Origin of the sequence: Pseudoselenomonas caprae, assembly GCF_008271345.1 — a bacterium.
GTDB lineage: Bacteria > Bacillota > Negativicutes > Selenomonadales > Selenomonadaceae > Selenomonas_A > Selenomonas_A caprae.
The window spans coordinates 49,052-73,135 of record NZ_VTOZ01000013.1 but is presented as its reverse complement, the minus strand read 5'-3'; the positions used below and the strand labels follow the sequence as shown (position 1 = coordinate 73,135).

Genomic DNA, 24,084 nt, shown 5'->3' with positions numbered 1-24,084 from the left:
TTTCTATCTCTTTACAGCCTCGACGATGGCCTGGGCAATGTCCTGGACTGGCCGTATCTCATCGGCCAGCCCTGCATCCACAACTGCTTTCGGCATTCCATAGACCACACATGTGGGTTCGTCCTGCGCGATGCTATAGCCGCCGGAAGCCTTTATCTTCTTCATACCTTCACAGCCATCTGCGCCCATGCCTGTCATGATGACAGCCACGAGATTCTGGCCAATCGAGGCTACCGAATCGTACATCACGTTGACCGCTGGACGATGATTCCCTACCCTTGCTTCCTGACTAAGCTTGATCTTGCGCATCCCGCCGTCGTCCCTGACGCGCAGGTGGAAATCCCCTGGTGCAATATATACATGGCCAGCCCGGATCGGTTCTTCATCTTCAGCTTCCTTGACGGTCACCTGCGAGATGGAGTTCAACCGGTCAGCCAATGCTTTCGTAAATCCTGCGGGCATATGCTGAACGACCACGACGCCGCAGGGAAGATTCCCCGGCAGGCGCGTGATGACATTCTGCAGGGCTTGCGGCCCGCCTGTCGATGTGCCGATCGCCACCAGCTTCTTGCTGCTGCCGATGCCACCGCTGGCCATGGGTGTCGGCCGGCCGATGGACGGCGGTACACTGGTACGGTTCTGCAGCAACGGATTCACCCGCTTGCTGCCCACTCCAGCTGCTGGTACTGCGGGCACTGCTCCTGTCGTCATCTGTGGCAGTTTCATGCCTTGACGGCGCGGGAGCTCGCCCCGTTTCATATTTGGTGCTGCCTGCACCGGTGACACAACCGGTTCAGGTCTTGGCGCTGCCAGCGTCCGATGGACATGTGCTTTGGCAGCATTGCGGCATTTTGCGAGGATCTCCTCGGCAATGTCATCAATGCGTGAGATTGAACCTCCCGCCTTGCTGATGAAATCCACCGCCCCAAGGCTGAGTGCTCGGATCGTAGCATCCGTCCCCTTCTGTGTCAGACTGCTCAGCATGACGACTGGCACAGGCGACGACTCCATGATGACGGCCAATGCATTGATGCCATCCATGACAGGCATATTGACATCCATCGTCACCAGGTCAGGCTGCAGCTGTTTCACCTTGCTGACTGCATCCTTGCCGTTCATGGCCGTACCGACCACGTCAAAATCTGGCTGCTTTTGGAACAGGTCTGCTAAGACTTTGCGCATAAATGCTGAATCATCGGCAATCAAGACACGAATCATCCCGCTCCCCCCATTCAGAAGCCCTTACAAATCATTCTTGTTGATGCCCTTGGCAATCGTTGCCCGCTGCACTGCAAACAGATAATGGACAATCTGATTGCTCACTGCACGTGGCATATGCTGGAAAGCCGCCCCGATATGGTAGACGAACTCACCATCATCTTTCTCGATTTTCCGGCAGCTTGCAACCTTGCACATCTGCTCGATCGGTCCCACGCCAGGGATGCTGCTCAACGACAGCGCAGCCTTGAGGCCAGGCTTCACTTCCTGATGCATGGCAAAGCAGATACCATTGCCACTGAGGTCGATCATCCGCGTCATCACCGGCGTCTGTATGGTACCTTCCTCATCGATGAGCCGGACCTGTACAGGCAGGTTGACCTTCACACGGACAAATTCGCGGTTCTGATGCCGCTCTACTTCCTCAGGAAAGCTTATGTACCAGACCGCAATGCGCTCATCGAGCATTCCTGTTTCATGGAACGTCGTGAAGAAACGATAACGGCACTGCTTGCCTATCGCCACCCCGTACAGGTGCGATCCACTGAGCGGTATGATTGGTACATGCTTGCTGTTCATAGGCATAGCCACGATCAGTTCTTCATCCGTCATGCCCTCGATACGGCTTGTATGGCGCTCATCGCTCGCCTCGACAAAAAACTCCACGCGCTGGCCAATCTTTAAGACATCCCTTGCTTTTATTAATTCGCCCGCCATAGTAAAGTTCCTCCATGTTTAACGCGAAAAACTAAAAATTTGTCGCAAAAATCCTCTCCACCCCTGCGTAACCTTCATCTTGCTGCCATAGAGAACACTGTTCGTCATCGCCTGCACGCACCTTGCAGCTGTACTGCCCGGATGCGCGACCAGGAATGGCGTCTGCTTGCGCACCGACCGCATGACTGCCGTGTCCTCAAAAATATATCCCAGACAATCGATCGGCATGTTGAGGAAACGCTCTGAGGTCTGCTGCAGCTTGGCTACAACCTCCCGGCTTTCTGCTTCATCATACACGCGATTGACAACCAGGCGTATATTCTGGTAGCTGGCATACATGCTGTAAGCCTTCATGACCGCATAGGCATCCGTCAACGCGGTCGGCTCCGGCGTCGTCACCAGCAGTACCTCGTCCGCAGCCAGGATGAAATCCATGACATTCTTGCCAAGGCCTGCTCCGGTATCGACCAGGATGATATCGGCTACGGCTGCGCAGCCTGCCAGCTTCTGCATGAGCCGCTGACGCTCCTCAAGAGTAAACTCCGCGGCCTTCTCGATTCCCGAACCGCCCGATATATAATTGACGCCATAGGGGCCCTGCATGATGACATCCTGCAGTTCCGTGCCATCCTCCAGCAGATTCAGCAGATGCTTGCGCGACATGCTGCCCAGCACCACATCGACATTAGCCATGCCAAGATCCGCATCGATGACGAGCACCCGCTGTCCAGCCATGCCAAGGGCGATGGCCAGATTGACTGTCAGGTTCGTCTTGCCGACACCACCCTTGCCGCTCGTGATGGCCAGCACCCTGGCATCAGTCAGGCCCGTGCGTGCATTCGGCATGACGGCTGCGCCCCGCGCGCTGTAATCGGCCGGATATTCCGTTTTGTCGCCAACCAGCTGGCGAAGTCTTTGCGCCTGATCTCCCATATCATTCCCTCAGCAGCAGCTCCGCCAGCTTCTGCGGCGTTGCCGGTATGATGTCATCGGGTACACTCTGCCCATTCGTCAGGAAGGACAAAGCAATATCCCGCTTGGCTAACAGATTCAGGATGAGACCGACACTGCTGGTCTCATCGGTTTTCGTGAAGATCACCCGATCCGGCTCGCAAGCCGAGAATTTATCCAGGATTTCAGCTGCATCGCGGTTCTTCGTGGTCGCACTCATGACGAGATGGCACTCGATGTGCGAATTCACGGCCAAGAACTCCTGCAGCTCCTTCATCTGATATTCATTGTGCTGGCTTCGCCCAGCTGTATCGATGAGTATCAGATCTTTGTCACGATGTTTATGGATTGCTACCTTGAGCTCATCTGGAGAATAGACGATCTCGAGCGGCAGTCCGATGATATCCGAATACGTCTTGAGCTGTTCGACAGCTGAGATCCGGTAGGTATCGGCTGTTATCAGCGCAGCACGGATGTTTTTTTCAAGCACGAAACGCGCGGCAATCTTGGCCAGCGTCGTTGTCTTGCCGACGCCTGTCGCACCAATCAGGGCGACAATGCGCACTCCATGCTTGTTGAGCGTAATGCCCTCGGAAAAATTCATCGCATCGCCCAGATAACCAGCCAGCACCTCAGCAGCCCGCTCATCCTGACTGTCGAGCAAGGTGTCCCCCGCCGGCAGCTGGGCAGCCATATCCTTCAAGAGCTCCTCATCCACTTCCTGGCGGCGCAAAGCTTCCTGTATCGATACCTTGTCCTTCGGCTGATCCTTGCTCATGACCTGGGCCAGCATCGCCTTCATCTGTGCCAGTTCATCTTCTAAGCGCTGGATCTTTTCCGTATCTTCCGGATTGGAGGCCATCGGTTCTGCTGCTGTTTTTTCCATAACTTGTACATCATCCTCTTGTTTCGCTGTATCGGCTGGATTTTCATCCGGCAAGGTCTGTACCGGCTGCGCAGACGTAACCACAGGCTGCGCCGGCTGGAATACCGGAGCTGGTATCGGCGACTCCGCCATGCGTACCCCGGCTTCCGTCCCATTCGTCTTGTACTGCGACAAGACCTGGTTTGGCATGACAGGCGCGGCTGGCGATACCACGTCAAGACGGCCGCCCATCGGCGCTGGTTTGGCCTGCTTAGCAGCCAGGCTGCGCTTGGCCCGCTTGTTAGCCTGCACCTCATCCGCCTCTTCGATTGCGGCAGTCACCTCAACCACCTCGGCGCTATGATACCCGAGGAAGCCGCCTTCCCGGTATTTTTTCGTATGCAGGATGACCGCATCCGGCCCGAGTTCTTCCTTTACCTGCTGCATGGCTTCCTTCATCGATGGAGCCTTGACTACTTTTATTTGCACTTAGATCTTCACCACCCCAAGAATCTGAATCTCGACGCTCTGTTCTATCTCAGCATGCGACAGGACGATAAGTCCCGGAACAGAACGCTCGACCAATTTGCGGAAATACAGCCGCACCGCAGGACTGGTCAGCACGATTGGCTGATAGCCCATATTCGTAAGTTTCGGCAGCTCGTTATTGAGCGCCGTAATGAGATTTTGCAGCGAATCGGGATCGAGGCTGACATATGAGCCATGATCCGTGCGCTGCACGCCCCCGGCAATGCGGTTTTCGAGTGCCGGATCGAGCGTGATGCATGGCAGGGTGCCATTCTGTACATTCTGCTGAGTGATCTGGCGCGCCATTGCATGGCGGACATACTCGGTAAGTATTTCCGTATCCTTGGTTGCCCGGGCATAATCGGCGAGCACCTCGAGAATCGTCGCCATATCGCGGATCGAGATGCGCTCCCGCAAGAGATTGGAGAGCACCTTCTGGATCTCGCCGACAGTCATGAGATCTGGTACGACCTCGTCGACCAGCGACTGGTTCGTCTTCTTGAGGTTGTCGATGAGGTTCTGGGTCTCCTGACGGCCGAGGATCTCATCGGCATGCTGCTTGATGACCTCTGTCAGATGCGTAGCCAATACCGATACGGCATCGACTACCGTATAACCATTGAGCTCTGCCTGCTCGCGTTCATTCTCCGGAATCCAGAGGGCCGGCAGGCCAAAGGCCGGCTCGGTCGTCTCGATGCCCGGCACTTCCTCAAAAACCGTGCCCGAGTTCATCGCCAGATAGTGGTCAAGCATCAGCTCGCCCTTGGCGATCTCGATGCCCTTGAGCTTTATGATGTACGCATTCGGCTTGATCTGGATGTTATCACGGATGCGGATAGTCGGCACCACCAGACCGAGCTCCAAAGCACATTGCCGCCGGATCATGACGATGCGGTCGAGGAGATCGCCGCCCTGGCCCGTATCAACGAGCGGAATCAACGAATAGCCGATTTCCAGCTCCATCGGATCGACCTGCAGCAACGAGACGATATTCTCTGGCGTCGTGGCCTTCTTCTTCTCCTGCACCTTCTTCTCTTCCTTCTGGGTCTCAGTCTTGACCTCTGCACCCTGCTTGAGCAGACGGCCGATGAAGAAGCAGAAGATAGCCAGCACCGTAAACGGGATCCCCGGCAAACCCGGAATGATAGCGAAGAACAACAGGACACCGCTCAAAATGAAGTAAATACGATCATTGCGGACGAGCTGCGTGACAAGGTCGCTGCCGATATTGCCCTCAGCACCGGCACGCGTGACGATAAGGCCCGTTGCCGTAGAGATCAAGAGCGCAGGGATCTGGCTGACCAGACCCTCGCCGACGGTCAGCAGCGTATACGTCTGCAAAGCCTGCACGGCCTCGAGATTGCGCTGCATCATGCCGATGATGAAGCCACCGGCAATATTGATGAACATAATCAGGATTGCGGCGATAGCATCGCCCTTGACGAACTTAGAAGCACCGTCCATCGCGCCGAAGAAATCCGACTCATGCTGGATTTTCTCACGGCGTATCTTAGCTTCAGCATCCGTGATAGCGCCCTGATTGAGATCCGCATCGATAGACATCTGCTTACCAGGCATTGCATCGAGCGTGAAACGTGCCGATACCTCAGCGACACGCTCCGATCCCTTCGTGATGACGATGAAGTTTACGGCAACGAGGATGACGAACATGATGAAACCGACAACCGGGTTACCGCCGACGACGAAGTTACCGAAAGCCGTGATGACCTCACCGGCGTAACCATCGAGCAGGATAAGTCGCGTCGATGAGATGTTCAGTGCAAGACGGAACAGCGTCGTCACGAGCAGCAAGGAAGGGAAAATCGACAGGTCGAGTGCTTCCTTGTTGTAGATGACCGCCATGACCAGCAGCAACGCAATCGTGATATTCAGACAGATCAACATATCCAGCAGCAGCGTCGGCAGCGGGATGATCATCATGACAACGATGACGATGATTGCCACCGCAATCATTACATCACTGTATTTTTGGATAAAACTGCCCTTGCCAAATGCATTTGACGCAGCAGCTGCCTGTGGTGCAGCCATATGTGACTCTCCTTACTTTCGAATAATTTTATGAATCAAGCCCGGCGGCGATTCTTCAAACGATATACATACGCCAAGACTTCAGCTACCGCCTGATAGAGCTCAGCCGGCACCGTATCGCCGACCTCGGCGCTGGCGTAAAGGGCACGCGCCAAAGGACGGTTCTCCACGATAGGTACGCGCGCATCACGCGCGATGTCCTTGATACGCTTGGCGACCAAATCCTGCCCTTTCGCCACGATAAGCGGCGCGACCATTCCCTTGCTGTACTGCAGGGCTACCGCGAAATGCGTCGGGTTCGTGACGATGACATCCGCCTTCGGCACTTCCTGCATCATACGGCTCATAGCCATCTGACGCTGTTTCTGTTTGATCTTGCCCTTGATCTGCGGATCACCTTCGGTCTGTTTCATTTCATCCTTGACCTCTTGCTTGGTCATCTTCAGATCCTGTGTCGTCTGCCATTTCTGATAGCCATAGTCCAGGATACCAAGGACAATGATGACCGCGATGACCTCAAAGGCCATGCTGAAAACAATATCCGCGATCTGCGCCAGACTGTTCGGCAAGTCAAAATAGATGAACTGTGGCATAGCCATCAGATGATCTTTGAGGAAATCATAAAGGAAAAAACCAATGATTGCAATCTTGAACAGTGATTTGACAAGTTCCACCAGCGAACGCTTGGAAAAGATACGTCCAAACCCGTTGATGGGATTCAATTTATCCGGCTTGAAACCGATGGCCTCCGTATTGAAATTCAGTCCTACCTGAAAAACATTGATTGCCAGGCCCATGAGCATGATACCAAGCATGATGGGCAGCGATGTCTGCGCTAACAGCTCAATGATGCCGATGAATATGCGCAGAATATTCTCTGTATCGACCGGCTGGTTCAGGTGGCTGAATACATACGTCGTATAGGCCGCAATACTGCCATAGATATGCGCCCACATCACCTTGATGATGAAGAAACCAATGAGCAGGACAAAAGCCGTACTGAGCTCTGTACTCCTGCCGACCTGGCCCTTCTTCTTCGCATCAGCCCGTTTCTTGGACGTAGGCTCCTCGGTCTTGTCGCCGGCAAAGAGCTGCAGGTCAAAGGCAAAGGGCCTGCTAACGTAAGGCCTGTAGAGCGATTGTAATATTTCCATACATCTCATTGAATAGCACATCCAGGAATAATACATAGAACGGCAGCACCATCGCCAAAATCAAGGTACCAATCGTCAGCTGCATCGGAATACCGACAACAAAGATATTCATCTGCGGCATCGTCCGCGCCAGTATTCCTAGCCCCACGTTTGTCAACAAGATGGCAAAGGTCACCGGCATGGCAATCTTCATGCCCGTCAGGAATATCCCCGTCGTGAAATTGGCAATGATGAGCGGCAATGACAAACTCATCTCCATCGATAGCAACGGCACCATCTTGAAGCTTTCGAACAAGGCATCGATAAGCATATGATGCCCATTCACTACCAGGAAAATGATAACGGTCAAATTATAAAGAAAACTTCCGATAAGCGGCATCTGCTGACCGGAAGTTGGGTCCATAACATTGACAATGGCAAATCCGACCTGCATATCCATGACCTTACCAGCCATTGTGATCGCCGCAAACGAAATATACGCGACAAAGCCAATGAGCCAACCGATAAACAACTCGGACAAAACAGCACCTGCATAAGCCCATACCGACGTTGGCGCCTGAATGATTCCCATATTGTCGATCACAGGATAAAGTACGATAGCCATAGCCAGCGACGCCCCTGCCCGAAAGTATACGGGAATATTCATACTGCCAAAAAACGGAGAAATAATGAACAAACCGCTGACCCGGGTCATGAGCAACAAGAATACTGCAGCATGCCCCTCCAAAAGATCATAGAAATCCATTATTCACTCCTTCAGCCGATATAAGACGGCAGATTGACAAGGACATTGGTCAGATACTCCACCATGATGCGCAGCATCCACGGCCCAAAAATCAAAATTGCCACAAACACGGCAATGATTTTCGGTATGAATGCCAGCGTCTGCTCCTGAATCGATGTCGTTGCCTGAAAGACACTGACCATAAGGCCAACCATAAGACCAAGGCCCAGCATCGGCGCTGCTACCAGCATGACGACGAACAAGGCTTCTTGTCCCAGCTGGACCACCAGATCTCCCGACATGCTACAACCTCCCTTTTATCCCCTTACTACTTGAAGCTGACAATCAGGGACTTGATAAGCAAATGCCATCCATCGACCATGACAAACAGCAGAATCTTGAACGGCAGCGATATCATGACCGGTGGCAGCATCATCATACCCATTGACATCAAGGTACTCGCAACAATCATATCAATGACAATAAACGGCACATAAATCATAAAACCAATCTGGAATGCCGTTTTGAGCTCACTGATAATGAATGCCGGAATCAGGGTAAATGTCGATACATCCTCAGGGCCATTGGGCCGTTCGGCATCAGACAAATTAACGAACAACGCCAAATCCGACTCACGCGTCTGCTTGAACATGAATTCACGAATCGGCTCGACAACATTCTCAAGTGCCTGCTCCTGCGTAATCTGTCCTGACAGATACGGCTGAATGCCGTTTTCATTGGCCTGCCCCCAATAGGGAGCCATGATATAGAATGTCAGGAACATTGACAAAGCGATAACGATCTGATTGGGCGGTACATTCTGCGTCGACAGTGCATTGCGCAAAAAGCCGATAACCACGACGATGCGCACGAATGACGTCGTCATAATCAGGATTCCAGGTGCCAGCGTCAATACCGTCAGCAATGCCATGACCTGCAGCGTTACCGCTACATCCTGCGGCTTGTCTGAAGTTCCCACATCTACATTGACGGTGGGAATCAAAGGCGCCGCCAAGGCATTATTCGTCATAAACAGCAGGAAGGCCAAGCCTCCCAGCAAAATCAAAACCTCCCGACGTTTCAAGCGCCTACAATCCTTTCTCAATCACAGACATAAACATTGCTGCCTACTTGCGGAATATGGGTGGAATCTTCTGCACAAAATCGGACAGCGTCCCGAATTGTTGTGAAAACATCTCGGGAACCTTGGGACCTGTCAACTCCTCCCGATGCAGACGATTAATCTCATCGGGATCGTTGATTTCTGCCAGCAAGGTAACCGAATGCTCAGTCACCCCTAACATGAATATGCGGCCAGCCATCTCAATGATACAGACCGAACGATTCGGTCCGAGCGGCAGATGGGAAAGAATCCTCCCCCCATAGCCCATTTTCTGTTGGGCAAATCGCCCGCCCAGAAAGCGAGCAGCAAAATAAGCCAGCCCTACCACAAAAATAAAAATGGCAAAAAGGCTGACCAAATAAGCAATAGATGACCACCACGAAATCGACGACGGCTTGGGATCTGCATTCTCATAGCCTGACAAATACCCGCCCTTAGCCGCCTCCTCAGCGGCCAGGACGGGATCCATCATGACCAAAAATACCAGTACCCCAATAACACACGTCAAAAGAATGTGTTTTCTCTCCATTAGCCTACTGCTTTGCGGACAGCCTCCAGTACACGGTCTGCCTGGAACGGCTTAACGATAAAGTCACGGGCACCAGCCTGGATTGCCTCGATAACCATAGCCTGCTGACCCATAGCACTGCACATTACGATCTTGGCATTCGGATCAACCTTCTTGATTTCCTTGACGGCACTGATACCATCCATCTCCGGCATCGTGATATCCATCGTAACGAGATCCGGCTTGAGCTCCTGGTATTTCTCCAGAGCCTTCATTCCATTCTCAGCCTCGCCGACTACTTCGTAGCCATTCTTCGACAGAATGTCTTTAACCATCATTCTCATGAATGCCGCATCGTCAACGACCAATACTCGTACTGCCATGTTTCATCTCTCCTCATCTTAAAAAATCACTCGACTTGGTTCAATATATTTTTAATTATATAAGAAAGTCCTGCCTAAAACAAGAGTGGGGATCACTGAAGCTTAGCCGCTCTCTCAGCCGGACTTGCTATCTCCGTAATACGGACACCAAAGTTCTCGTCAATGACAACAACCTCACCTTTGGCCAAGAACTTGCCATTGACCTGGATATCTACCGGCTCACCAGCCAGCTTATCGAGCTCAACGATCGAACCATTTGTGAGCTCCAGGATCTCTTTGATTGACTTCTTCGTACGCCCCAATTCGACCGTAACCTGTAAAGGTACATCCAAGATCAAGCCGATATTGGCATCATTGACCTGTACAGGCTGCGTGTTAAGCGGCGTAAACTGCGCCGATTGAACAGGAACATTCGTAGCCACATGTGGCTGCATCGCCATCCCATAGCCGCCAGCTGGTGGTGCTGCCATTGCTGGTGCTGCCTGTGGTGGTGGCGCTGCTGCCGGTGCTGGTGCAGGCGTGGGCGTGGGGGCCGGTGCCGGAGCTGGCGCAGCTGCAGGAGCTGGTGCCGGTTCTGGCTCTTCTGCCTTGGAACTGTTCGTCAAGGCCTCAACCATTTCCTTCGCCACTGGCACAGGCAGGATCTGCATGATTTCACTATCAATCAGGCCATCGACCTCCATGCGGAAAGAAGTCCGCACTACAGGCTCGTCCTGGCCAACAATCTCAGTTACCTTATCCTCATTACCAAGATCGATCAAATTAACCTTTGGCGGCGAAATATCGATTTTCTTATTGAACATCGTGGAAAGCGAGGTCGCTACCGTACCCATCATCTGATTCATGGACTCGCCCACGGCACTCATAGCAATCTCGTTGATTTCCGTGTCAGGATTCGTACCATCGCCACCCATCATGAGGTCGGCAATGATCGATGCATCCTGTGCCTGGATAGCCAGGACATTATTGCCATCAATACCGATTGTATAACCAACCTCAACAATGAGATACGGCATCGGATACTGCTCCTGAATGATGCTCATCGTGGCAACCGAAACAGTCGGTGTGGTAATACTTACCTTATGGCCAAGCAGTACGGAAAGCGTCGTAGCTGCACTGCCCATCGAGATATTACCGATCTCGCCCAGCGCATCCTTCTCCATATCAGTGAGTACATCGTCAAACTGAGATGAGCTACTGTCTGCGGCTGGCGCCTCAGCTGCTGCCTCCGACTCTCCCGCGGGTGCTGCATCGCCGCCTGCCTCTGGTATAGCACCACCATTCAGCAGGGCGTCAATCTCCTCTTGCGAGATCATATCGTCACTCATCAGTATCTTCATCCCCTTCGTTAATTATCTTAGTTATCTGTACCGCCATCTTCTTGCCGGATGTGCCGGGGCGGCAGTAGAACTTGGGCTTATGCCCGACCAGACAGAGCAGATTATCATCCACCTTGGCATCCATCTGCAAGACATCACCAAAGCCCAAAGTCAGGAACTCATTGATGGTAATATCGACGCCGCCCAGCTGGACGACAAACGGAACCTTGGTACGTTCAATCTTACGCTGCAGGATTTTGACCTGCTCCGGATCATCATCCTTGGAAACCGAGGATGCTACCCAGAACGTCGTGGTCAGCTTGGACATGATAGGCTCCAGTACCAGGTACGGGATGCAGATGTTCATCATGCCCTCAACATCGCCCACCTTCATCTGAATCGTGACGATGACTACCATATCACTCGGAGGCACAATCTGCGTAAACTGCGGATTGGACTCCGTTGCCTCTAAACTTGGCTTAAAATCTACGACATTGGACCAAGCCTCTTTCAAGTGGCTCATTGCTGTATCGATGAAACGCTTCATGACGACTTCCTCGATTTCTGTGAGCACGCGTGGCTTGATACCCGATCTGCCCTCACCACCAAACACACGGTCAATGAAAGCAAAAGCTATCTCGGTGTTGACCTCCATGATGATGTTGCCCTTGAGCGGCGGAACCGCCAAGATGCTGATTACCGATGGATTGGCCAGCGACTGGACGAACTCCTGATAAGTCAGCTGTTCGACCGAGGCCACCTCGACATTTACCAGTGTGCGGAGATGTGTAGACAAATATGTATTCAATAACCGGGAAAAACTCTCATGGAGCATGAACAATGTTCGGATCTGGTCCTTGGAGAACTTATCCGGCCGCTTGAAATCATAGGTTTTGACTTTTTTCTGTTCTTCATCTGCTTTGACTTCTTCTGCGGATACTGTTCCGTCTGAGAGCGCTGAAAGCAGTTTATCTATCTCAGATTGAGATAGTACATCATCTGCCAACCTTCGTCCTCCTTCCTGCTATCTGCCTATGATGTTACTGAAGCAGGAAGCTGGTGATGTAGACATCATAGACCGACCCTGCTCCCAGCTTCGTGTTGAGCTCATCCTTGATTTTCTTCTTGAGCTCATCCTGTTTGGCTGCATCAAACTCATCGAGTTTGGCACTGCGCAGGATCTGCATCGTCGTATCAAGGATTTTTGTCTCAGCCATTGGCTGGAGTTTTCCCTCTTCGATGTTGTCCTTCTTGCCAGGATTCATCTCCAATACAATCCCTGCTTTGAGGAATTTACCAGCTTTCTGCCCGCCGACATTGACCATTATCCCTTCTTTGGCGTCGCCGAGTTTAATAAAGATGCCTGGATCATGATGCTCGCTCACAGACTCCGTAGCTGTTTCCTTCATCATCTTCGTGGTAATAAAGAACGAAATACCTCCGGCCAGGACAAGGCCGACCAGTACCAGAATTACCACCAGGATTATCGGTGATTTCTTTTTCTTCTCTTCCGGCGCTGCCTCGTTTTCCTTCTCTTCGTCTGCCATTTGATACTCCCTCCATTAAATCTGCTTTTCTAATTATACCAAGAGTTTTCAATTTGTCTACATCAAAATTGATGCAACGCCCGACGATATTTCATCACACGGCGGACAATCTCATCCATTGGCTCATCGACGATGAACTTTTTGCCATTTGTCAGCGTGACAACCGTATCCGGCGTTTCCTCTATAGTTTCTATTATTTCGGCATTGAGGACAAATTCTCCTTTTTTATTTGTCTTAGAATTAAATTTTGTAAGCATTATCATTGCCTTGTCATCTCCTTATCCGCATCGCTATACATCTTCATTCTTTCTTTTTTCGTCGTCAAGCCCTCATTCTCCTTTTTATTTTCCCAGATTCTCTAAAAATCTGCAATATTTTTCCCTAACGCTACCAAACTATGAATAACGGCCGATGCATTTTCATACATCGGCCGTAAAGATAGCTGATTAGCTATCACCGTTTCATATTGATCATGGTCTCAAGCATCTCATCACCAACCGTGATGATCTTGGAGTTCGACTGGAACCCGCGCTGGGTAATGATCATATCCGAGAACTCGTTAGCAATATCAACATTAGACATCTCAAGTGCCGACGGAGTAATCGTGCACCCAAGAGCAGAGGCTTTCTTGATATTTGCTGAGCCAGAGTTGTTCGACTCCTGATAAAGACTATTGCCAGTCTTCGTAAGGCCAGAAGCATTCGAGAACTGTGCCACAGCCACCTGTGCTTCAGCCTGACGCACGCCATTGGTATACACACCCGTGATAACACCGGAGCTGTCAATTGAAACACTGGAAAGCGTTCCCGAGGAATGGCCATCCGTCTCCGCATGAATCGTGCTCTCATTCGCATACTGGGTAAGTGCCTTAAGGTCAAGCGTAACAGTCTGTGATGCAGTAGCACCAGTCGTTATCGTTAAATCAACAGTACCCGTTCCACTAGCGTATTTACCATTCGCATCAAATGTCAGTGTGGGTGTCGTAGCAAACGCTGCTGTGCCACCATGATCGATATTTCCACCATTTGCTACCGATAACTGCCATGTATTATTGGCAGTTTTCGTGAACAGCAAGGGAACCGAATATTTGAATCCCTGGGAATCATAAGCCGTCATCGTTGTCGTGATAGCCGTTCCACTCGCCGTGTCCGCATTCAGGTTGCCCGTATACGTCGCTTTGCTCGTCTGTTGAGCTGCCATACTGGACCCTGCCTGAATTTTTATATTAGTCGGCTCAGCATTCGTAGCAATATTGCCATCTGCATCGCGCGTCGTCCATCCCTGCACAAACAAGCCACTGCCTGGCAATACATAGTTACCCTCCGAATCAAATTCAAAGGCACCATCACGCGTATAGAAGGTTTCTTCTCCGCGTTTTACCACAAACAAGCCATTGCCCGAAAGACACAGATCTGTGTTCTTGCCCGTCGACTGTACAGAACCATCCGTAAACAACAAATCAATGGATGCTACCCCCGTACCAAGGCCTATCTGCTTTGGATTGGTACCACCGAGGTTACCCGTCGGTGCCGATGCACCTGTCAGGGTCTGCGACAAAGTATCCGCAAAAGTTGTCCGGCTAGATTTAAAACCAGTAGTATTTACATTGGCAATATTGTTACCAATAGTATCCATACGGGTCTGGTGAGATTTAAGTCCGGATACACCGGAGAAAAGCGAACGCATCATAATGAATTACTTCCTTTCCTTACACGAAAGAATCTCTTTCTTCATTATATCGATGCGCAGCAGGATGGCCTCTGTCATTCAACCATCCAAAGTTTCCGTTAGGTCCAACTTTTAAATAATTGCTGCGCTGTCAATATTTGTTATTATATTATCTTTTCCACTTGTACCATCCATGGCCGTAATCACGGTACGATTCGTCACACTGACGATAAGCGCCACATCCTTCATGTAGATCAGTGACTCCCGTGCTCCCTTCTGTGCCAGCCGGTCAACGGTATCATCAAGCCTTGAGAGATCCTGGTCGCTCAGACGGATGTTCCGTTCCTGCAGGCGGTCTGCCGCATGCCGTGAAAAGCTTACTGACTTCTGGGCCTTCTGCAAAATGGCACCGAAATCCGTTTTCCCAGCAACCTGTGCATCCTGCAGCCTTCCCTTTGCTGGCTGGTTAAGGGGAAGAAGTGGCTGCGCATTGAGATACATCCTTGAAACAGCCATCATCCGATTCCTCCCTTGCCTATTTCTTTGTACCTGTCACGTATTCTTCGTTCCTTCGCCGATACGCGTAACATCGCTGATGGCGACCTGATAGGTCTTGCCGCCTGCCTCAGCCACAATAGATGGTGAACCGTCCGAGATACTGACCCCCTTGACCGTACCCTCGAAGGTATTCTTGATCGTCTTGGTATTGCCCTCGGCATCAGTCGTCTTCGTTGACGTCGTCCACTGAACCTGCTGGCCGATCATGCTGCTGAGCTGACCAACGAGAACCGATGTATCGATATTGCTGACAAGCTTCGACACCCCTGATAACCCATCAGCAACATTCGTCATCTGCTCCAAAGCCGAGAACTGCGCGAGCTGCGCGAGGTACTCACCATTGTCCTGCGGATCGAGCGGATCCTGATACTTCATCTGCGTGACCAAAAGCTGCAGGAATGCATCTTTTCCCAAGGCATCGTTAGCCTTGGTCGCCGAATTAGCCTGCGACTGCTGATAGCTTTCCAGCGTCTGGGTCACACCATTCGTCGTGATAGTATTGAGTGAATTTGCCATATGCTCACTTCCTAACTTGTTAAATCCGGTAATCTACGCCTTCAGCAGCTGGCTGGTTCGTACCCTGCATAGCGGCAGCTGCCAGCTGATCGGCCTCTTCGCCATATTCCTCCGCATCCAACGTGATGCCCTGGATCCTATTGGCATTGCCTCCCTGCTGGTTCTGCCAGGCCTGCTGTCCTTGCTCCTGCGGCAACTGCCCATCGGCAAGGCCAGCATATACCTCGACGCTGTCCACCTTGAGCCCCTGATTGTTGAGCTCCTGCCGAAGCTGCACCAACGAATTCTCAATGACAGCGCGTACCTGCGCATTATCGCTGTGGAACGAGGCATTCACCGAACCATTCTGCGTGACCGAGACCTTCAGCGTAAGCTCACCTAAATGCTCCGGATGGAGCTTGATGACCATCTGCGTATCCTCCGCCCTGCGGATCAGGCGTGCCTGATCGACAATCTGGCGCGGGATATCGAAATCGGTCTGTGGCTGCTGTACATCCTGTGCCTTAGGTGCTTCAATGCCATGGATGCTTTCCTGCAAGCTCTGCTGGAAAGCACTCACGGTATTGCTGCCCGCAGGCTGCGAGGCAACCGCTCTGTCGCCAGCCGCCTCTTCCGGAAGCTGCTGCAGCTGCTCAGCCTTGCCCGCAGGAGACTGGTTTATCTGCTGGCTTGCTGGCTGTTCCTGCTGCCCGGCCTGCTGTCCCGGCTGTCTCATAGCCTGCTGCGCATCCATGCGGAGGGGAACAACATCCGGCTGCTCCTCCACCGTCAGCTCAGCATCCCCGAGCAGCGAAGCCACACTCTTATCTTCCTTGGCCACTTCCCTGACTGCGGGACTTTGCATCATAGTTTGTTGCATAGCTGACTGACTTACCTGCTCAGCTACCACAGATTGCTGCAGCTGCTGATCCTGACGGGCATCCCTTAGCAAAGCTCCGCGAGGATCACTCTTAGCCCAGCTATTTTCCTGCAATGCCATAGTCTTCGGATCTTTCCCCGCCTGCTGCACATTTACGAGCTGTGCTTCCAGCGCAGTAGCCGCCTTCTGTGGTTTGTTTTCCAGCTTCACATCTACGGTCTGTTCCTTGACCGAACTGCTCTTGAGATGCTGTCCCGACAGCATCGCCAGGAAATCCTGGTTCTTGCGGCCAGCTTCTGCGGGCTGCGGCAGCAGGCTTTGCAGATCGGCTGCATTCTCGCCCTCTGCCACCGGTTTATTGATAAAAGCCGCCTGAGCCTCGTCAGAAACATCGACCACCGTTACTGGCTCATTTATCTGCGGCAGCGGCTCAACGATATCCCTACCCTGCGTATCATTCCCTTGTTGTGATGCAGCAAGCACTGCGGCCAGCGGATCTTTTGGCGCATCCTCCATGACATCACCATCATCTGCTGTGCTTCCCTGCTCTTTCGTGGCTGCCTGCGTCAGGGCTTCCTTGACATCCTGGTCAAGCTTTCCCAAAGCATCTCCAAAGGATTCGCTTCCCTTGCCAGTACCTTTGCCGGTTTTAGCTGCAGGCTTTGTTCCCTGCCCTTTTACCGATGTGCTGGCCTGCGTCGCAACAGCCATTACATTTGCTGTATTCACAAACTTCACCTCCTTACAATGTATGTATCGTAAAAATCATCTATTCTCTTAAGTAAAAAAAGCACCTGGCCCGAAAAAAGTCCTTCCTGCCAACCAGGAAGGACTTGCACTTATGGATTTGACACTTCATTTGCCGCAGTATCCGCATTTTCACCATTTTGCTTGGCCTGCTCCGCTTCAAGCATCTTGCGTACATCCTCTTCGGTGTTCAATTGCTTTTGTGTGCCTTCATACATAATCTGCGTCAACCGGGCAGTCTTCCCAGCTTCAAACTCGGACAAAACCTTGGCCGCATTGCTTTCGTCCATTCGCTGCAGGATGGCAATGCAGAGATCATCATCGAGCTCATCCATGGCCTTAGCAGCGTCTTTTGGCTTCATCGAGTTGTACAAACGCGCCAGCTTCGATACGCGCTTACGTTCGCCAGCCTCACGTTCCTTCATCTGCTTCTCGATTTCTTTTTTCGAAATGGTCATTTTCTTGGATTGCTGTTTTTTCTCATCCTTGTCCGGCTTGACGTCTTCTAACGGTGTATTCTCCATCTCGGCCTGTGTCGGTGCTGGTTTCACGAAATACTGACCCACAACCGGCAGATTGTGGAGCCCCAGCTTCTCATTCGCTTCCTGGGTATCGAACAGCCGCAGATAAATGCCCAGGGCAAATCCGCCAATGATAAGTACCAGCAACAGGAAGAGCATCAGCAGCAGCTTCACTATTTTCTTTCCTTTTTTCTTTGGCTTTTCCCCTGCCATCGTATTACCTGCCTTTATCTTGATCTATACTGCATATCTTTGGAACACACCCTCAGCGGTAGATATCCAGCACCTTGTTGACATAATTCTGCGTTTCCTGATAAGGCGGAACCCCGCCATAATCCTTCACAGCCTGTGGCCCGGCATTATAGGCTGCCACCGCCCGGCGGACATCGCCATCAAAGGCATCGAGCATCTGCCGCAGATACTTTGCACCACCCTCGATATTCGACTTCTTGTCGTAAGGATTGACGCCCAGTGCAGCCGCCGTATCAGGCATCAGCTGCATGACACCGACCGCACCTGCTGACGAAGCAGCATCCTGATCGCCTCCAGACTCGACTTCTGCCACTGCCGAAACGAGCTTTGGATCGACATTGTACTTGCGGGCCGCCGCGTCGATAAGCGACGAAAGATTCTGGTCGGCTACCGGCAAGCTGCTATTGACCGAATAAGACGCAAACGGATTGGCTGCGCCATTGCTGCCAGCACTATGTACCACTGCCTCTTTCGGCGTTTGGACGGCAGCTTTCCCCTCTGCTCCAGCAGCTGCAGCGCCAGCCGCACTGCCACGCTGCATTTCCTTGTCCAGCTTCTTCTGGAAATCCATGCCTGGAACCGGGCCTGGCAGCCCAAACTGCTGTTGCAGCTGCGCAATCCTTGCCTGCACAGCCCTTACGCCCATCAGGTTTATCATGAAGCTTCCCCCGCTTTCCTTCTCATCGTCAATTGCAGGCCAATCTCATCGAGCATCTTCTGCTCCTCCTGCATTGCCTCTTCCTTGTATTCCTGCAGTCTTTTTTCCTTCAGCTGCTCGATGCTTTTCAGGTAACTCATGACTTCCATGAGTGCCTGCAGTTTTTTCTGTTTTTCTGCCCGCAGCTGCAGGACAATTCCCTGCTGCATCTCTATCTGCTCACGCTTCCAGGCAAAGAAACTGTTGAACGTCATCAAGCGGCCAATCGTTACTTTTGTGCCCTCCTTGGATAACGCCTCGTAGTCCTGCTGGCCCTGCTGCATCTCTGTCATGAGATTTGTCAGTGCCGCCCGGCCCTCTTCCAACCTGCGTGCTGACTCAGCAAAGGCAACCTCCGCATCCTCTTTTTTCATGCGCGTGACTTTGAGCAGTGTTTCCAGCTGAAATTTGAACTTCTTCATGCCTATCACCCGGATATGCCGATCAGCTTGTTCTCAGTATCTTCGTAAGTATCTACCTCAAAAATCCCCTGACAAAGGAAATCATTGATTGCATCAATCTTGGCAATGGATTCATCGATTTTTGCGCTCGATCCCTTGACATATGCGCCGATATGGATAAGGTCTTCCGCATCACGGTAGACCGCCATAAGCTGGCGCATCTGCTGTGCTGCCTTCAGATGTTCTGGCGATACCACCTCATTCATGACACGGCTGACGCTCGGCATGACATCGATGGCCGGAAAATGGTTCTGTGCAGCGATCTTGCGGCTCAAGACGATATGACCATCAAGGATACTGCGGACAGCATCGGCAATCGGCTCATTCATATCATCACCATCGACCAGCACCGTGTAGATTCCCGTGATGGAACCCGTAGCACTTGTGCCGGCCCGCTCAAGCAGTCTTGGCAGCATGGCAAAGACCGACGGCGTATAGCCGCGCGTTGCCGGTGGCTCACCGATCGTCAAGCCGACCTCACGTTGAGCCATGGCAAAACGGGTAACCGAGTCCATCATCAGGATGACCTTGCGGCCTTGATCGCGGAAATACTCGGCGATGGCCGTAGCCGTCATGGCCCCCTTGATGCGGACCAGCGCCGGCTGATCGGATGTCGCCACAACAACGACAGACCGCTTCATGCCTTCCTCGCCAAGGTCGCGCTCAATGAAGTCACGCACCTCACGGCCACGCTCGCCGACTAATGCAATGACACTGATATCCGCCTCGGTGTTGCGGGCAATCATGGACAGCAGCGTCGACTTGCCGACACCTGAGCCAGCCATGATGCCGATACGCTGCCCTTCTCCCATCGTGATGAGTCCATCGATCGCGCGGACACCAACATAGAGATTCTCATGGATACGCGGACGCGTAAGCGGTGCCGGCGGCTCTGCCTGCAAAGGATATTCTTCCTTGCATAGGAGTGGCCCTTTGTCATCCATAGGATTCCCCAGACCATCAAGCACGCGCCCCAATAACTCAGGGCCGACTTTTACCTGCAGCATCTTTTGTGCCGCCACGACTTCACAGCCAGGACCTATCCCTTGCATCTCGCCAACCGGCATCAGCATGACATAACCTTCGCGGAAGCCCACGACTTCAGCCGGTACCGGCGGGACGTTCGGGAATCGCGAATGAACATAGCAAAGTTCGCCCACACTGACTGTCGGCCCCTGTGCCTCAATGACCAATCCGATGACCTGCGTGACTTTGCCCGTCAGCTTCATTGAAGGACAAGCTGCAACAGCATCTGTAAACTTCCCGATATTCAGTTGGAATCCCTTGCTATCCCTCACATCAGTCATAACATTACATCCCGTACCGCCTGTTTCAGCAATTCCATACGCGTCGCGAGGCGCGCATCGACACTGCCGTTTGGCGTCTCAATCAAGCAATCGCCTGCCTTGAGGCTTTCATCCGATTTAACCGTAAGTATAGCATCACCATATGTCAATATCGTACGGAACTCATCCCGCGCCATAAGCACCAAATCGTAACTGTCCGGTGGTACATGCACGATAAGCTCCTTTTGATTCTTGACCTTGAGAATCGCATCCTTGACCAGTGGCAATACCATCTGTGGCACATCGATGAAATGCTGCGGCAGTATTTTTTCAACCACGCTCATGGCAATCGTCACAACATCATGCTCAGCTTGCTGGACATAATCCTGCGAAGCTGCTTTAGCATCAGCCAGCGTCTTTTCCGCTTTTGCATTTGCCTGACGGATAATATCCGCCAGCTCCTCGCGAACCTTCTGCTCGCCATCAGCATGACCGGCATCATAGCCCTCACGCCGGCCTTCCTGCTGCGCCTTTTCCTTTAGCTCAGCGATTTCCTGCTGTGCCTCAGCGATGAGCCGTTCCTGCTCCGCCTGCGCTTCTTGCTTGATTATCTCTGCATTTACTTTGGCATCCTTGAGCATCTCCGATGCCCGCTGCTCCTTGGCAGCAATTTCTGCCATCATATGGGCAAGCGCCTCATCATCCATCGCTACATCTGCCGCAGCCTCTGTTTTAGGCGGCTCCGGCGTATCGATATAATGAGGGTTGTCTTTCCATACAGCGGCTTTGATAACCCTAGACAATCATCTCGTCTCCCTGTCCACGCGAAACAACAATCTCGCCCTTGTCCTCCAGTGTGCGGATGACATTGACGACCTTCTGCTGTGCCTCTTCGACATCGCGGATCTTGACCGGTCCCATGAACTCGATCTCTTCACGCAGCATATCGGCAGCACGTTTGGACATATTCCTGTATACCTTGTCGGCAACCTCCTGTGGCGTAGCCTTGAGGGCCAGCGACAGGTCTTTCGTATCCACCTCGCGCAGAACCATCTGCAGCGAGCGGTCGTCCAGCTGGACGATATCCTCGAATACGAACATGAGGCGTTTGATCTCCTCGGCCAGTTCCGGATTGTCCACTTCGAGTGTCTCGATGATGGATTTCTCGGTCGTGCGGTCGACGCGGTTGAGTACCTCGACGATGGCCTTGACGCCACCAGCCGTAGTGAAGTCCTGCGTGACCAGTGCCGACAGCTTGCGTTCGAGGACGCGCTCGACCTCGCGGATGATATCCGGCGAAGTGCGGTCCATCTGCGCGATACGCTTGGCAACATCGGCCTGTGCTTCCGGCGACAGCGATCCCAGGACGGTCGCTGCCTGATCGGGATCGAGATAAGCCATGATCAGGGCAATCGTCTGCGGATGCTCGTTCTGGATAAAGTTCATGAGCTGCGACGGATCGGTCTTGCGCAGGAAATCGAACGGACGGACCTGCAGGCTCGTCGTCAGACGGTTGAGAATCTCCATGGCCTTCTCGGAGCCCAGCGCCTTCTCGAGTACATTCTGTGCATACTCGAGACCGCCACTGGAAATGTAGTCCTTGGCCATCGCCATCTGATAGAACTCGCTGATAACAGCCGCCTTCTGCTCCGCACTCACCTGCTTGTGATTGGCGATCTCGAGCGTGATCTTCTCGATTTCCTCATCATCCAGATGCTGGAACAGCTTGGCCGAATACTCTGGTCCCAACGCTATAAACAATATCGCAACTTTTTGCTGATTGGAGAGCTCCGACTCGCTTTCTCCATACATATCAAATGCCATTTATTCATCCTCCGAAAGCCAAGTCTTGATAAGCATAGCCACCTCGGCTGGTTTCTGATCGATGAGCTGCTGCAGCGTCTGCTTCTCGGTGAGCTGGCGCTGTTCTTCTTCGGTAAGCTCTTCTTCGCCCACTTCGCCTGCCTCCACAAGGGCTGCTCGCTCGGCAGCCAAGCGCTGCTTCTCTTCCTCTTCGAGACGTTTCTGTTCTGCAAGAGCTGCCAGTTCCTGCTGTTTCTTCTTGCGGCGCATCATGATGTATGCGGCAATCAGAGCCAGTACCAGCAGTACAGCTGCAATCTGCATGTAGAAGATGCGGTCTTCTCTGTCCTTGGCAGCCTGCTCCTCAGCAGCACGGCGATCTCTGAGCTCCGTGCTGAACGGCAACGGTTCGACCGAGATCGTATCGCCACGATCCTGGTTGATGCCGGCAGCACTGCTGACGGTACGCATGATGCTGTCCTGCTGGGTCGCATTGACATCCTCATTGACGAGGACTGCGACGTTCAGGCGGCGGATAGAGCCCGGCGCAGCTACGACCTTGGATTTCTCCTCGTTGATCTCGTAGTTCTTCGTCGACTCTTTTTTCTCATAATCTGCATTGGCATTGCCATTCTGAGCGACATAGCCTGGTACGTTCGACTGTACGCCAGCCGCACCGCCCGGCTGCGTCGACGTACCGCTGTACGTCTCGCTGAGATCCTGCTGGCTGCGGATGATGCCGGCATCATCGACCACCGGCGTGAACGTCTGCTTGTCCGTCGTGCGGTCATCGAAATCCAGCTCAACACTCACGCGGGCAAACGCACGGCCCTCACCCAGGGACTGATCCAGCAAGGACTGGATGTTCTTCTGGATATTGTCCTGGACCTTCTTGGTCATGTCGAGCTGCGTCATCGTCTTGGCACCGACGCTGTTCTCTTCGTTCTCATCCGGATCATTGAGAATCTTGCCCGTATCATCGATGATCGTGATATTCTCCGGCTTGAGGCCCTGGACACTGTTAGCAGCTAGGTTCACGATGCCTTTGATCTCTTTCTTGCTCAATTCGACATGCGGCTTCAGATGCAGCATAATCGAAGCCGTCGCCGGCTTCTCATTCTTCTTATAAAGGCTATCCTCTGGCAATACGATATGCACGCGTGCCTTCTCGACGGCTTCGATCTGCTCAATCGTGCGCGTCAGCTCGCCCTGCAGCGCCTGCAGATAGTTCACCTTGTTCTGGAACTCCGTGACGCCCAGCTTGCTGTCATCGAAAATCTCGAAGCCCTTGTTGCCACGCGGCAGTCCCTGCGAGGAAAGTTCCAGGCGAACACCGTGCACATTCTTCGAGGGGACGAGGATCGTCGTTCCCTGCTTGTTCTCCTGCACCTCATATTCAATCTTTGCTTCTTTCAGTTTTGCCGCTACTTCGCCGGCATCCTTCGTCTCCATGTTGGTGAACAGAGGAACCATATCCGGCTTATTGCCGTACCAGGCACTGACCCCGATAATAGCAACGAGAATAGCCAAAGCGGACCCCAGCATAATATACCGCTGGCGTTTACTGAACCTGGCCCACAGGTTCTCGTACCGCTCTTTCCAATCTCCCATGATCTCAATCCCTTCAAGT

26 protein-coding genes are annotated in these 24,084 nt (G+C 52.5%); all 26 read right to left on the bottom strand.

The genetic code is table 11. The features are described 5' to 3' along the window. Positions 1-3: 3 nt before the first annotated feature. The 26 genes from FZ041_RS07715 to fliF all read right to left on the bottom strand — a co-directional run bounded on the left by FZ041_RS07715 (position 4) and on the right by fliF (position 24,065). Positions 4-1,218: a protein-glutamate methylesterase/protein-glutamine glutaminase gene (locus FZ041_RS07715; RefSeq protein WP_149189153.1), complete on the bottom strand. Its 1,215-nt coding sequence runs from the start codon at positions 1,216-1,218 to the stop codon at positions 4-6. Positions 1,219-1,242: 24 nt separating this feature from the next. Further along, entirely contained in the window at positions 1,243-1,935 is a 693-nt protein-coding gene (locus FZ041_RS07710; protein ID WP_075443746.1) for a flagellar brake protein, read from the bottom strand. Positions 1,936-1,953: 18 nt separating this feature from the next. Beyond that, entirely contained in the window at positions 1,954-2,868 is a 915-nt protein-coding gene (locus tag FZ041_RS07705; RefSeq protein WP_075443748.1) for a MinD/ParA family protein, read from the bottom strand. Between the two features lies 1 nt (position 2,869). Then, positions 2,870-4,240 carry a flagellar biosynthesis GTPase FlhF gene (flhF, locus tag FZ041_RS07700; RefSeq protein ID WP_149189152.1) on the bottom strand — a complete coding sequence of 457 codons (1,371 nt, stop codon included), beginning with the start codon at positions 4,238-4,240 and terminating at the stop codon, positions 2,870-2,872. After that, on the bottom strand, positions 4,241-6,328 hold the full coding sequence (flhA, locus tag FZ041_RS07695) for a flagellar biosynthesis protein FlhA (RefSeq protein ID WP_075443753.1): 2,088 nt from the start codon (positions 6,326-6,328) through the stop codon (positions 4,241-4,243). A 35-nt stretch (positions 6,329-6,363) separates the two neighbouring features. Continuing rightward, positions 6,364-7,482, bottom strand: a complete 1,119-nt coding sequence (gene flhB / locus FZ041_RS07690) for a flagellar biosynthesis protein FlhB (protein ID WP_149189151.1) — start codon at positions 7,480-7,482, stop codon at positions 6,364-6,366. Continuing rightward, positions 7,445-8,227, bottom strand: a complete 783-nt coding sequence (fliR, locus tag FZ041_RS07685; RefSeq protein ID WP_149189150.1) for a flagellar biosynthetic protein FliR — start codon at positions 8,225-8,227, stop codon at positions 7,445-7,447. Before fliR ends, flhB begins: the two co-directional genes overlap by 38 nt. 11 nt (positions 8,228-8,238) lie before the next feature. Further along, positions 8,239-8,508, bottom strand: a complete 270-nt coding sequence (fliQ, locus tag FZ041_RS07680; protein WP_075443757.1) for a flagellar biosynthesis protein FliQ — start codon at positions 8,506-8,508, stop codon at positions 8,239-8,241. Positions 8,509-8,534: 26 nt separating this feature from the next. Beyond that, entirely contained in the window at positions 8,535-9,236 is a 702-nt protein-coding gene (gene fliP, locus FZ041_RS07675; protein ID WP_075443878.1) for a flagellar type III secretion system pore protein FliP, read from the bottom strand. A gap of 97 nt (positions 9,237-9,333) precedes the next feature. Then, positions 9,334-9,837: a flagellar biosynthetic protein FliO gene (fliO, locus tag FZ041_RS07670; RefSeq protein ID WP_369407318.1), complete on the bottom strand. Its 504-nt coding sequence runs from the start codon at positions 9,835-9,837 to the stop codon at positions 9,334-9,336. Between the two features lie 20 nt (positions 9,838-9,857). Beyond that, the gene (locus FZ041_RS07665; protein ID WP_014423701.1) at positions 9,858-10,220 is read right to left on the bottom strand and encodes a response regulator; all 363 of its coding nucleotides are present in this window, start codon (positions 10,218-10,220) and stop codon (positions 9,858-9,860) included. 92 nt (positions 10,221-10,312) lie between these two features. Next, positions 10,313-11,548 carry a flagellar motor switch phosphatase FliY gene (gene fliY / locus FZ041_RS07660; protein WP_149189148.1) on the bottom strand — a complete coding sequence of 412 codons (1,236 nt, stop codon included), beginning with the start codon at positions 11,546-11,548 and terminating at the stop codon, positions 10,313-10,315. Further along, the gene (fliM, locus tag FZ041_RS07655; RefSeq protein WP_149189147.1) at positions 11,541-12,545 is read right to left on the bottom strand and encodes a flagellar motor switch protein FliM; all 1,005 of its coding nucleotides are present in this window, start codon (positions 12,543-12,545) and stop codon (positions 11,541-11,543) included. Before fliM ends, fliY begins: the two co-directional genes overlap by 8 nt. Before the next feature lie 34 nt (positions 12,546-12,579). Further along, positions 12,580-13,086, bottom strand: a complete 507-nt coding sequence (locus FZ041_RS07650; RefSeq protein ID WP_149189146.1) for a flagellar basal body-associated FliL family protein — start codon at positions 13,084-13,086, stop codon at positions 12,580-12,582. A 62-nt stretch (positions 13,087-13,148) separates the two neighbouring features. Beyond that, a complete protein-coding gene (locus FZ041_RS07645; protein ID WP_075429692.1) occupies positions 13,149-13,349 on the bottom strand; it encodes a flagellar FlbD family protein in 201 nt (66 codons plus the stop codon). Positions 13,350-13,539: 190 nt separating this feature from the next. Further along, positions 13,540-14,775, bottom strand: a complete 1,236-nt coding sequence (locus FZ041_RS07640) for a flagellar hook protein FlgE (protein WP_149189145.1) — start codon at positions 14,773-14,775, stop codon at positions 13,540-13,542. Positions 14,776-14,886: 111 nt separating this feature from the next. Further along, the gene (locus FZ041_RS07635; protein ID WP_149189161.1) at positions 14,887-15,270 is read right to left on the bottom strand and encodes a TIGR02530 family flagellar biosynthesis protein; all 384 of its coding nucleotides are present in this window, start codon (positions 15,268-15,270) and stop codon (positions 14,887-14,889) included. 36 nt (positions 15,271-15,306) lie between these two features. After that, complete coding sequence (locus FZ041_RS07630) at positions 15,307-15,828, bottom strand: flagellar hook capping FlgD N-terminal domain-containing protein (protein ID WP_149189144.1); 522 nt, start codon at positions 15,826-15,828, stop codon at positions 15,307-15,309. Between the two features lie 19 nt (positions 15,829-15,847). Further along, a complete protein-coding gene (locus FZ041_RS07625) occupies positions 15,848-17,416 on the bottom strand; it encodes a flagellar hook-length control protein FliK (protein ID WP_255449300.1) in 1,569 nt (522 codons plus the stop codon). A gap of 110 nt (positions 17,417-17,526) precedes the next feature. Next, positions 17,527-18,168 (bottom strand): MotE family protein, encoded by a 642-nt coding sequence (locus tag FZ041_RS07620; RefSeq protein ID WP_149189143.1) that lies wholly within the window; start codon positions 18,166-18,168, stop codon positions 17,527-17,529. A gap of 52 nt (positions 18,169-18,220) precedes the next feature. Next, complete coding sequence (locus FZ041_RS07615) at positions 18,221-18,865, bottom strand: lytic transglycosylase domain-containing protein (RefSeq protein ID WP_149189142.1); 645 nt, start codon at positions 18,863-18,865, stop codon at positions 18,221-18,223. Then, positions 18,862-19,326, bottom strand: a complete 465-nt coding sequence (gene fliJ, locus FZ041_RS07610; protein WP_149189141.1) for a flagellar export protein FliJ — start codon at positions 19,324-19,326, stop codon at positions 18,862-18,864. The genes FZ041_RS07615 and fliJ overlap by 4 nt, the downstream gene beginning before the upstream one ends. 5 nt (positions 19,327-19,331) lie before the next feature. Next, positions 19,332-20,672: a flagellar protein export ATPase FliI gene (fliI, locus tag FZ041_RS07605; protein WP_149189140.1), complete on the bottom strand. Its 1,341-nt coding sequence runs from the start codon at positions 20,670-20,672 to the stop codon at positions 19,332-19,334. After that, positions 20,669-21,454, bottom strand: coding sequence for a FliH/SctL family protein (locus tag FZ041_RS07600; RefSeq protein WP_149189139.1), 786 nt, complete (start codon positions 21,452-21,454; stop codon positions 20,669-20,671). The genes fliI and FZ041_RS07600 overlap by 4 nt, the downstream gene beginning before the upstream one ends. After that, complete coding sequence (gene fliG / locus FZ041_RS07595; RefSeq protein WP_143092147.1) at positions 21,447-22,475, bottom strand: flagellar motor switch protein FliG; 1,029 nt, start codon at positions 22,473-22,475, stop codon at positions 21,447-21,449. Before fliG ends, FZ041_RS07600 begins: the two co-directional genes overlap by 8 nt. Next, a complete protein-coding gene (gene fliF, locus FZ041_RS07590) occupies positions 22,476-24,065 on the bottom strand; it encodes a flagellar basal-body MS-ring/collar protein FliF (protein WP_149189138.1) in 1,590 nt (529 codons plus the stop codon). Positions 24,066-24,084: the final 19 nt, after the last annotated feature.

What these genes read in the sequence shown, in the direction of transcription:
- FZ041_RS07715 (WP_149189153.1), bottom strand. Translation starts at nt 1,218, where the DNA reads ATGATTCGTGTCTTGATTGCCGATGATTCAGCATTTATGCGCAAAGTC.
- FZ041_RS07710 (WP_075443746.1), bottom strand. Translation starts at nt 1,935, where the DNA reads ATGGCGGGCGAATTAATAAAAGCAAGGGATGTCTTAAAGATTGGCCAG.
- FZ041_RS07705 (WP_075443748.1), bottom strand. Translation starts at nt 2,868, where the DNA reads ATGGGAGATCAGGCGCAAAGACTTCGCCAGCTGGTTGGCGACAAAACG.
- flhA (WP_075443753.1), bottom strand. Translation starts at nt 6,328, where the DNA reads ATGGCTGCACCACAGGCAGCTGCTGCGTCAAATGCATTTGGCAAGGGC.
- flhB (WP_149189151.1), bottom strand. Translation starts at nt 7,482, where the DNA reads ATGGAAATATTACAATCGCTCTACAGGCCTTACGTTAGCAGGCCCTTT.
- fliR (WP_149189150.1), bottom strand. Translation starts at nt 8,227, where the DNA reads ATGGATTTCTATGATCTTTTGGAGGGGCATGCTGCAGTATTCTTGTTG.
- fliQ (WP_075443757.1), bottom strand. Translation starts at nt 8,508, where the DNA reads ATGTCGGGAGATCTGGTGGTCCAGCTGGGACAAGAAGCCTTGTTCGTC.
- fliP (WP_075443878.1), bottom strand. Translation starts at nt 9,236, where the DNA reads ATGACGAATAATGCCTTGGCGGCGCCTTTGATTCCCACCGTCAATGTA.
- FZ041_RS07665 (WP_014423701.1), bottom strand. Translation starts at nt 10,220, where the DNA reads ATGGCAGTACGAGTATTGGTCGTTGACGATGCGGCATTCATGAGAATG.
- fliY (WP_149189148.1), bottom strand. Translation starts at nt 11,548, where the DNA reads ATGAGTGACGATATGATCTCGCAAGAGGAGATTGACGCCCTGCTGAAT.
- FZ041_RS07650 (WP_149189146.1), bottom strand. Translation starts at nt 13,086, where the DNA reads ATGGCAGACGAAGAGAAGGAAAACGAGGCAGCGCCGGAAGAGAAGAAA.
- FZ041_RS07645 (WP_075429692.1), bottom strand. Translation starts at nt 13,349, where the DNA reads ATGATAATGCTTACAAAATTTAATTCTAAGACAAATAAAAAAGGAGAA.
- FZ041_RS07640 (WP_149189145.1), bottom strand. Translation starts at nt 14,775, where the DNA reads ATGATGCGTTCGCTTTTCTCCGGTGTATCCGGACTTAAATCTCACCAG.
- FZ041_RS07635 (WP_149189161.1), bottom strand. Translation starts at nt 15,270, where the DNA reads ATGGCTGTTTCAAGGATGTATCTCAATGCGCAGCCACTTCTTCCCCTT.
- FZ041_RS07630 (WP_149189144.1), bottom strand. Translation starts at nt 15,828, where the DNA reads ATGGCAAATTCACTCAATACTATCACGACGAATGGTGTGACCCAGACG.
- FZ041_RS07620 (WP_149189143.1), bottom strand. Translation starts at nt 18,168, where the DNA reads ATGGCAGGGGAAAAGCCAAAGAAAAAAGGAAAGAAAATAGTGAAGCTG.
- FZ041_RS07615 (WP_149189142.1), bottom strand. Translation starts at nt 18,865, where the DNA reads ATGATAAACCTGATGGGCGTAAGGGCTGTGCAGGCAAGGATTGCGCAG.
- fliJ (WP_149189141.1), bottom strand. Translation starts at nt 19,326, where the DNA reads ATGAAGAAGTTCAAATTTCAGCTGGAAACACTGCTCAAAGTCACGCGC.
- fliI (WP_149189140.1), bottom strand. Translation starts at nt 20,672, where the DNA reads ATGACTGATGTGAGGGATAGCAAGGGATTCCAACTGAATATCGGGAAG.
- fliG (WP_143092147.1), bottom strand. Translation starts at nt 22,475, where the DNA reads ATGGCATTTGATATGTATGGAGAAAGCGAGTCGGAGCTCTCCAATCAG.
- fliF (WP_149189138.1), bottom strand. Translation starts at nt 24,065, where the DNA reads ATGGGAGATTGGAAAGAGCGGTACGAGAACCTGTGGGCCAGGTTCAGT.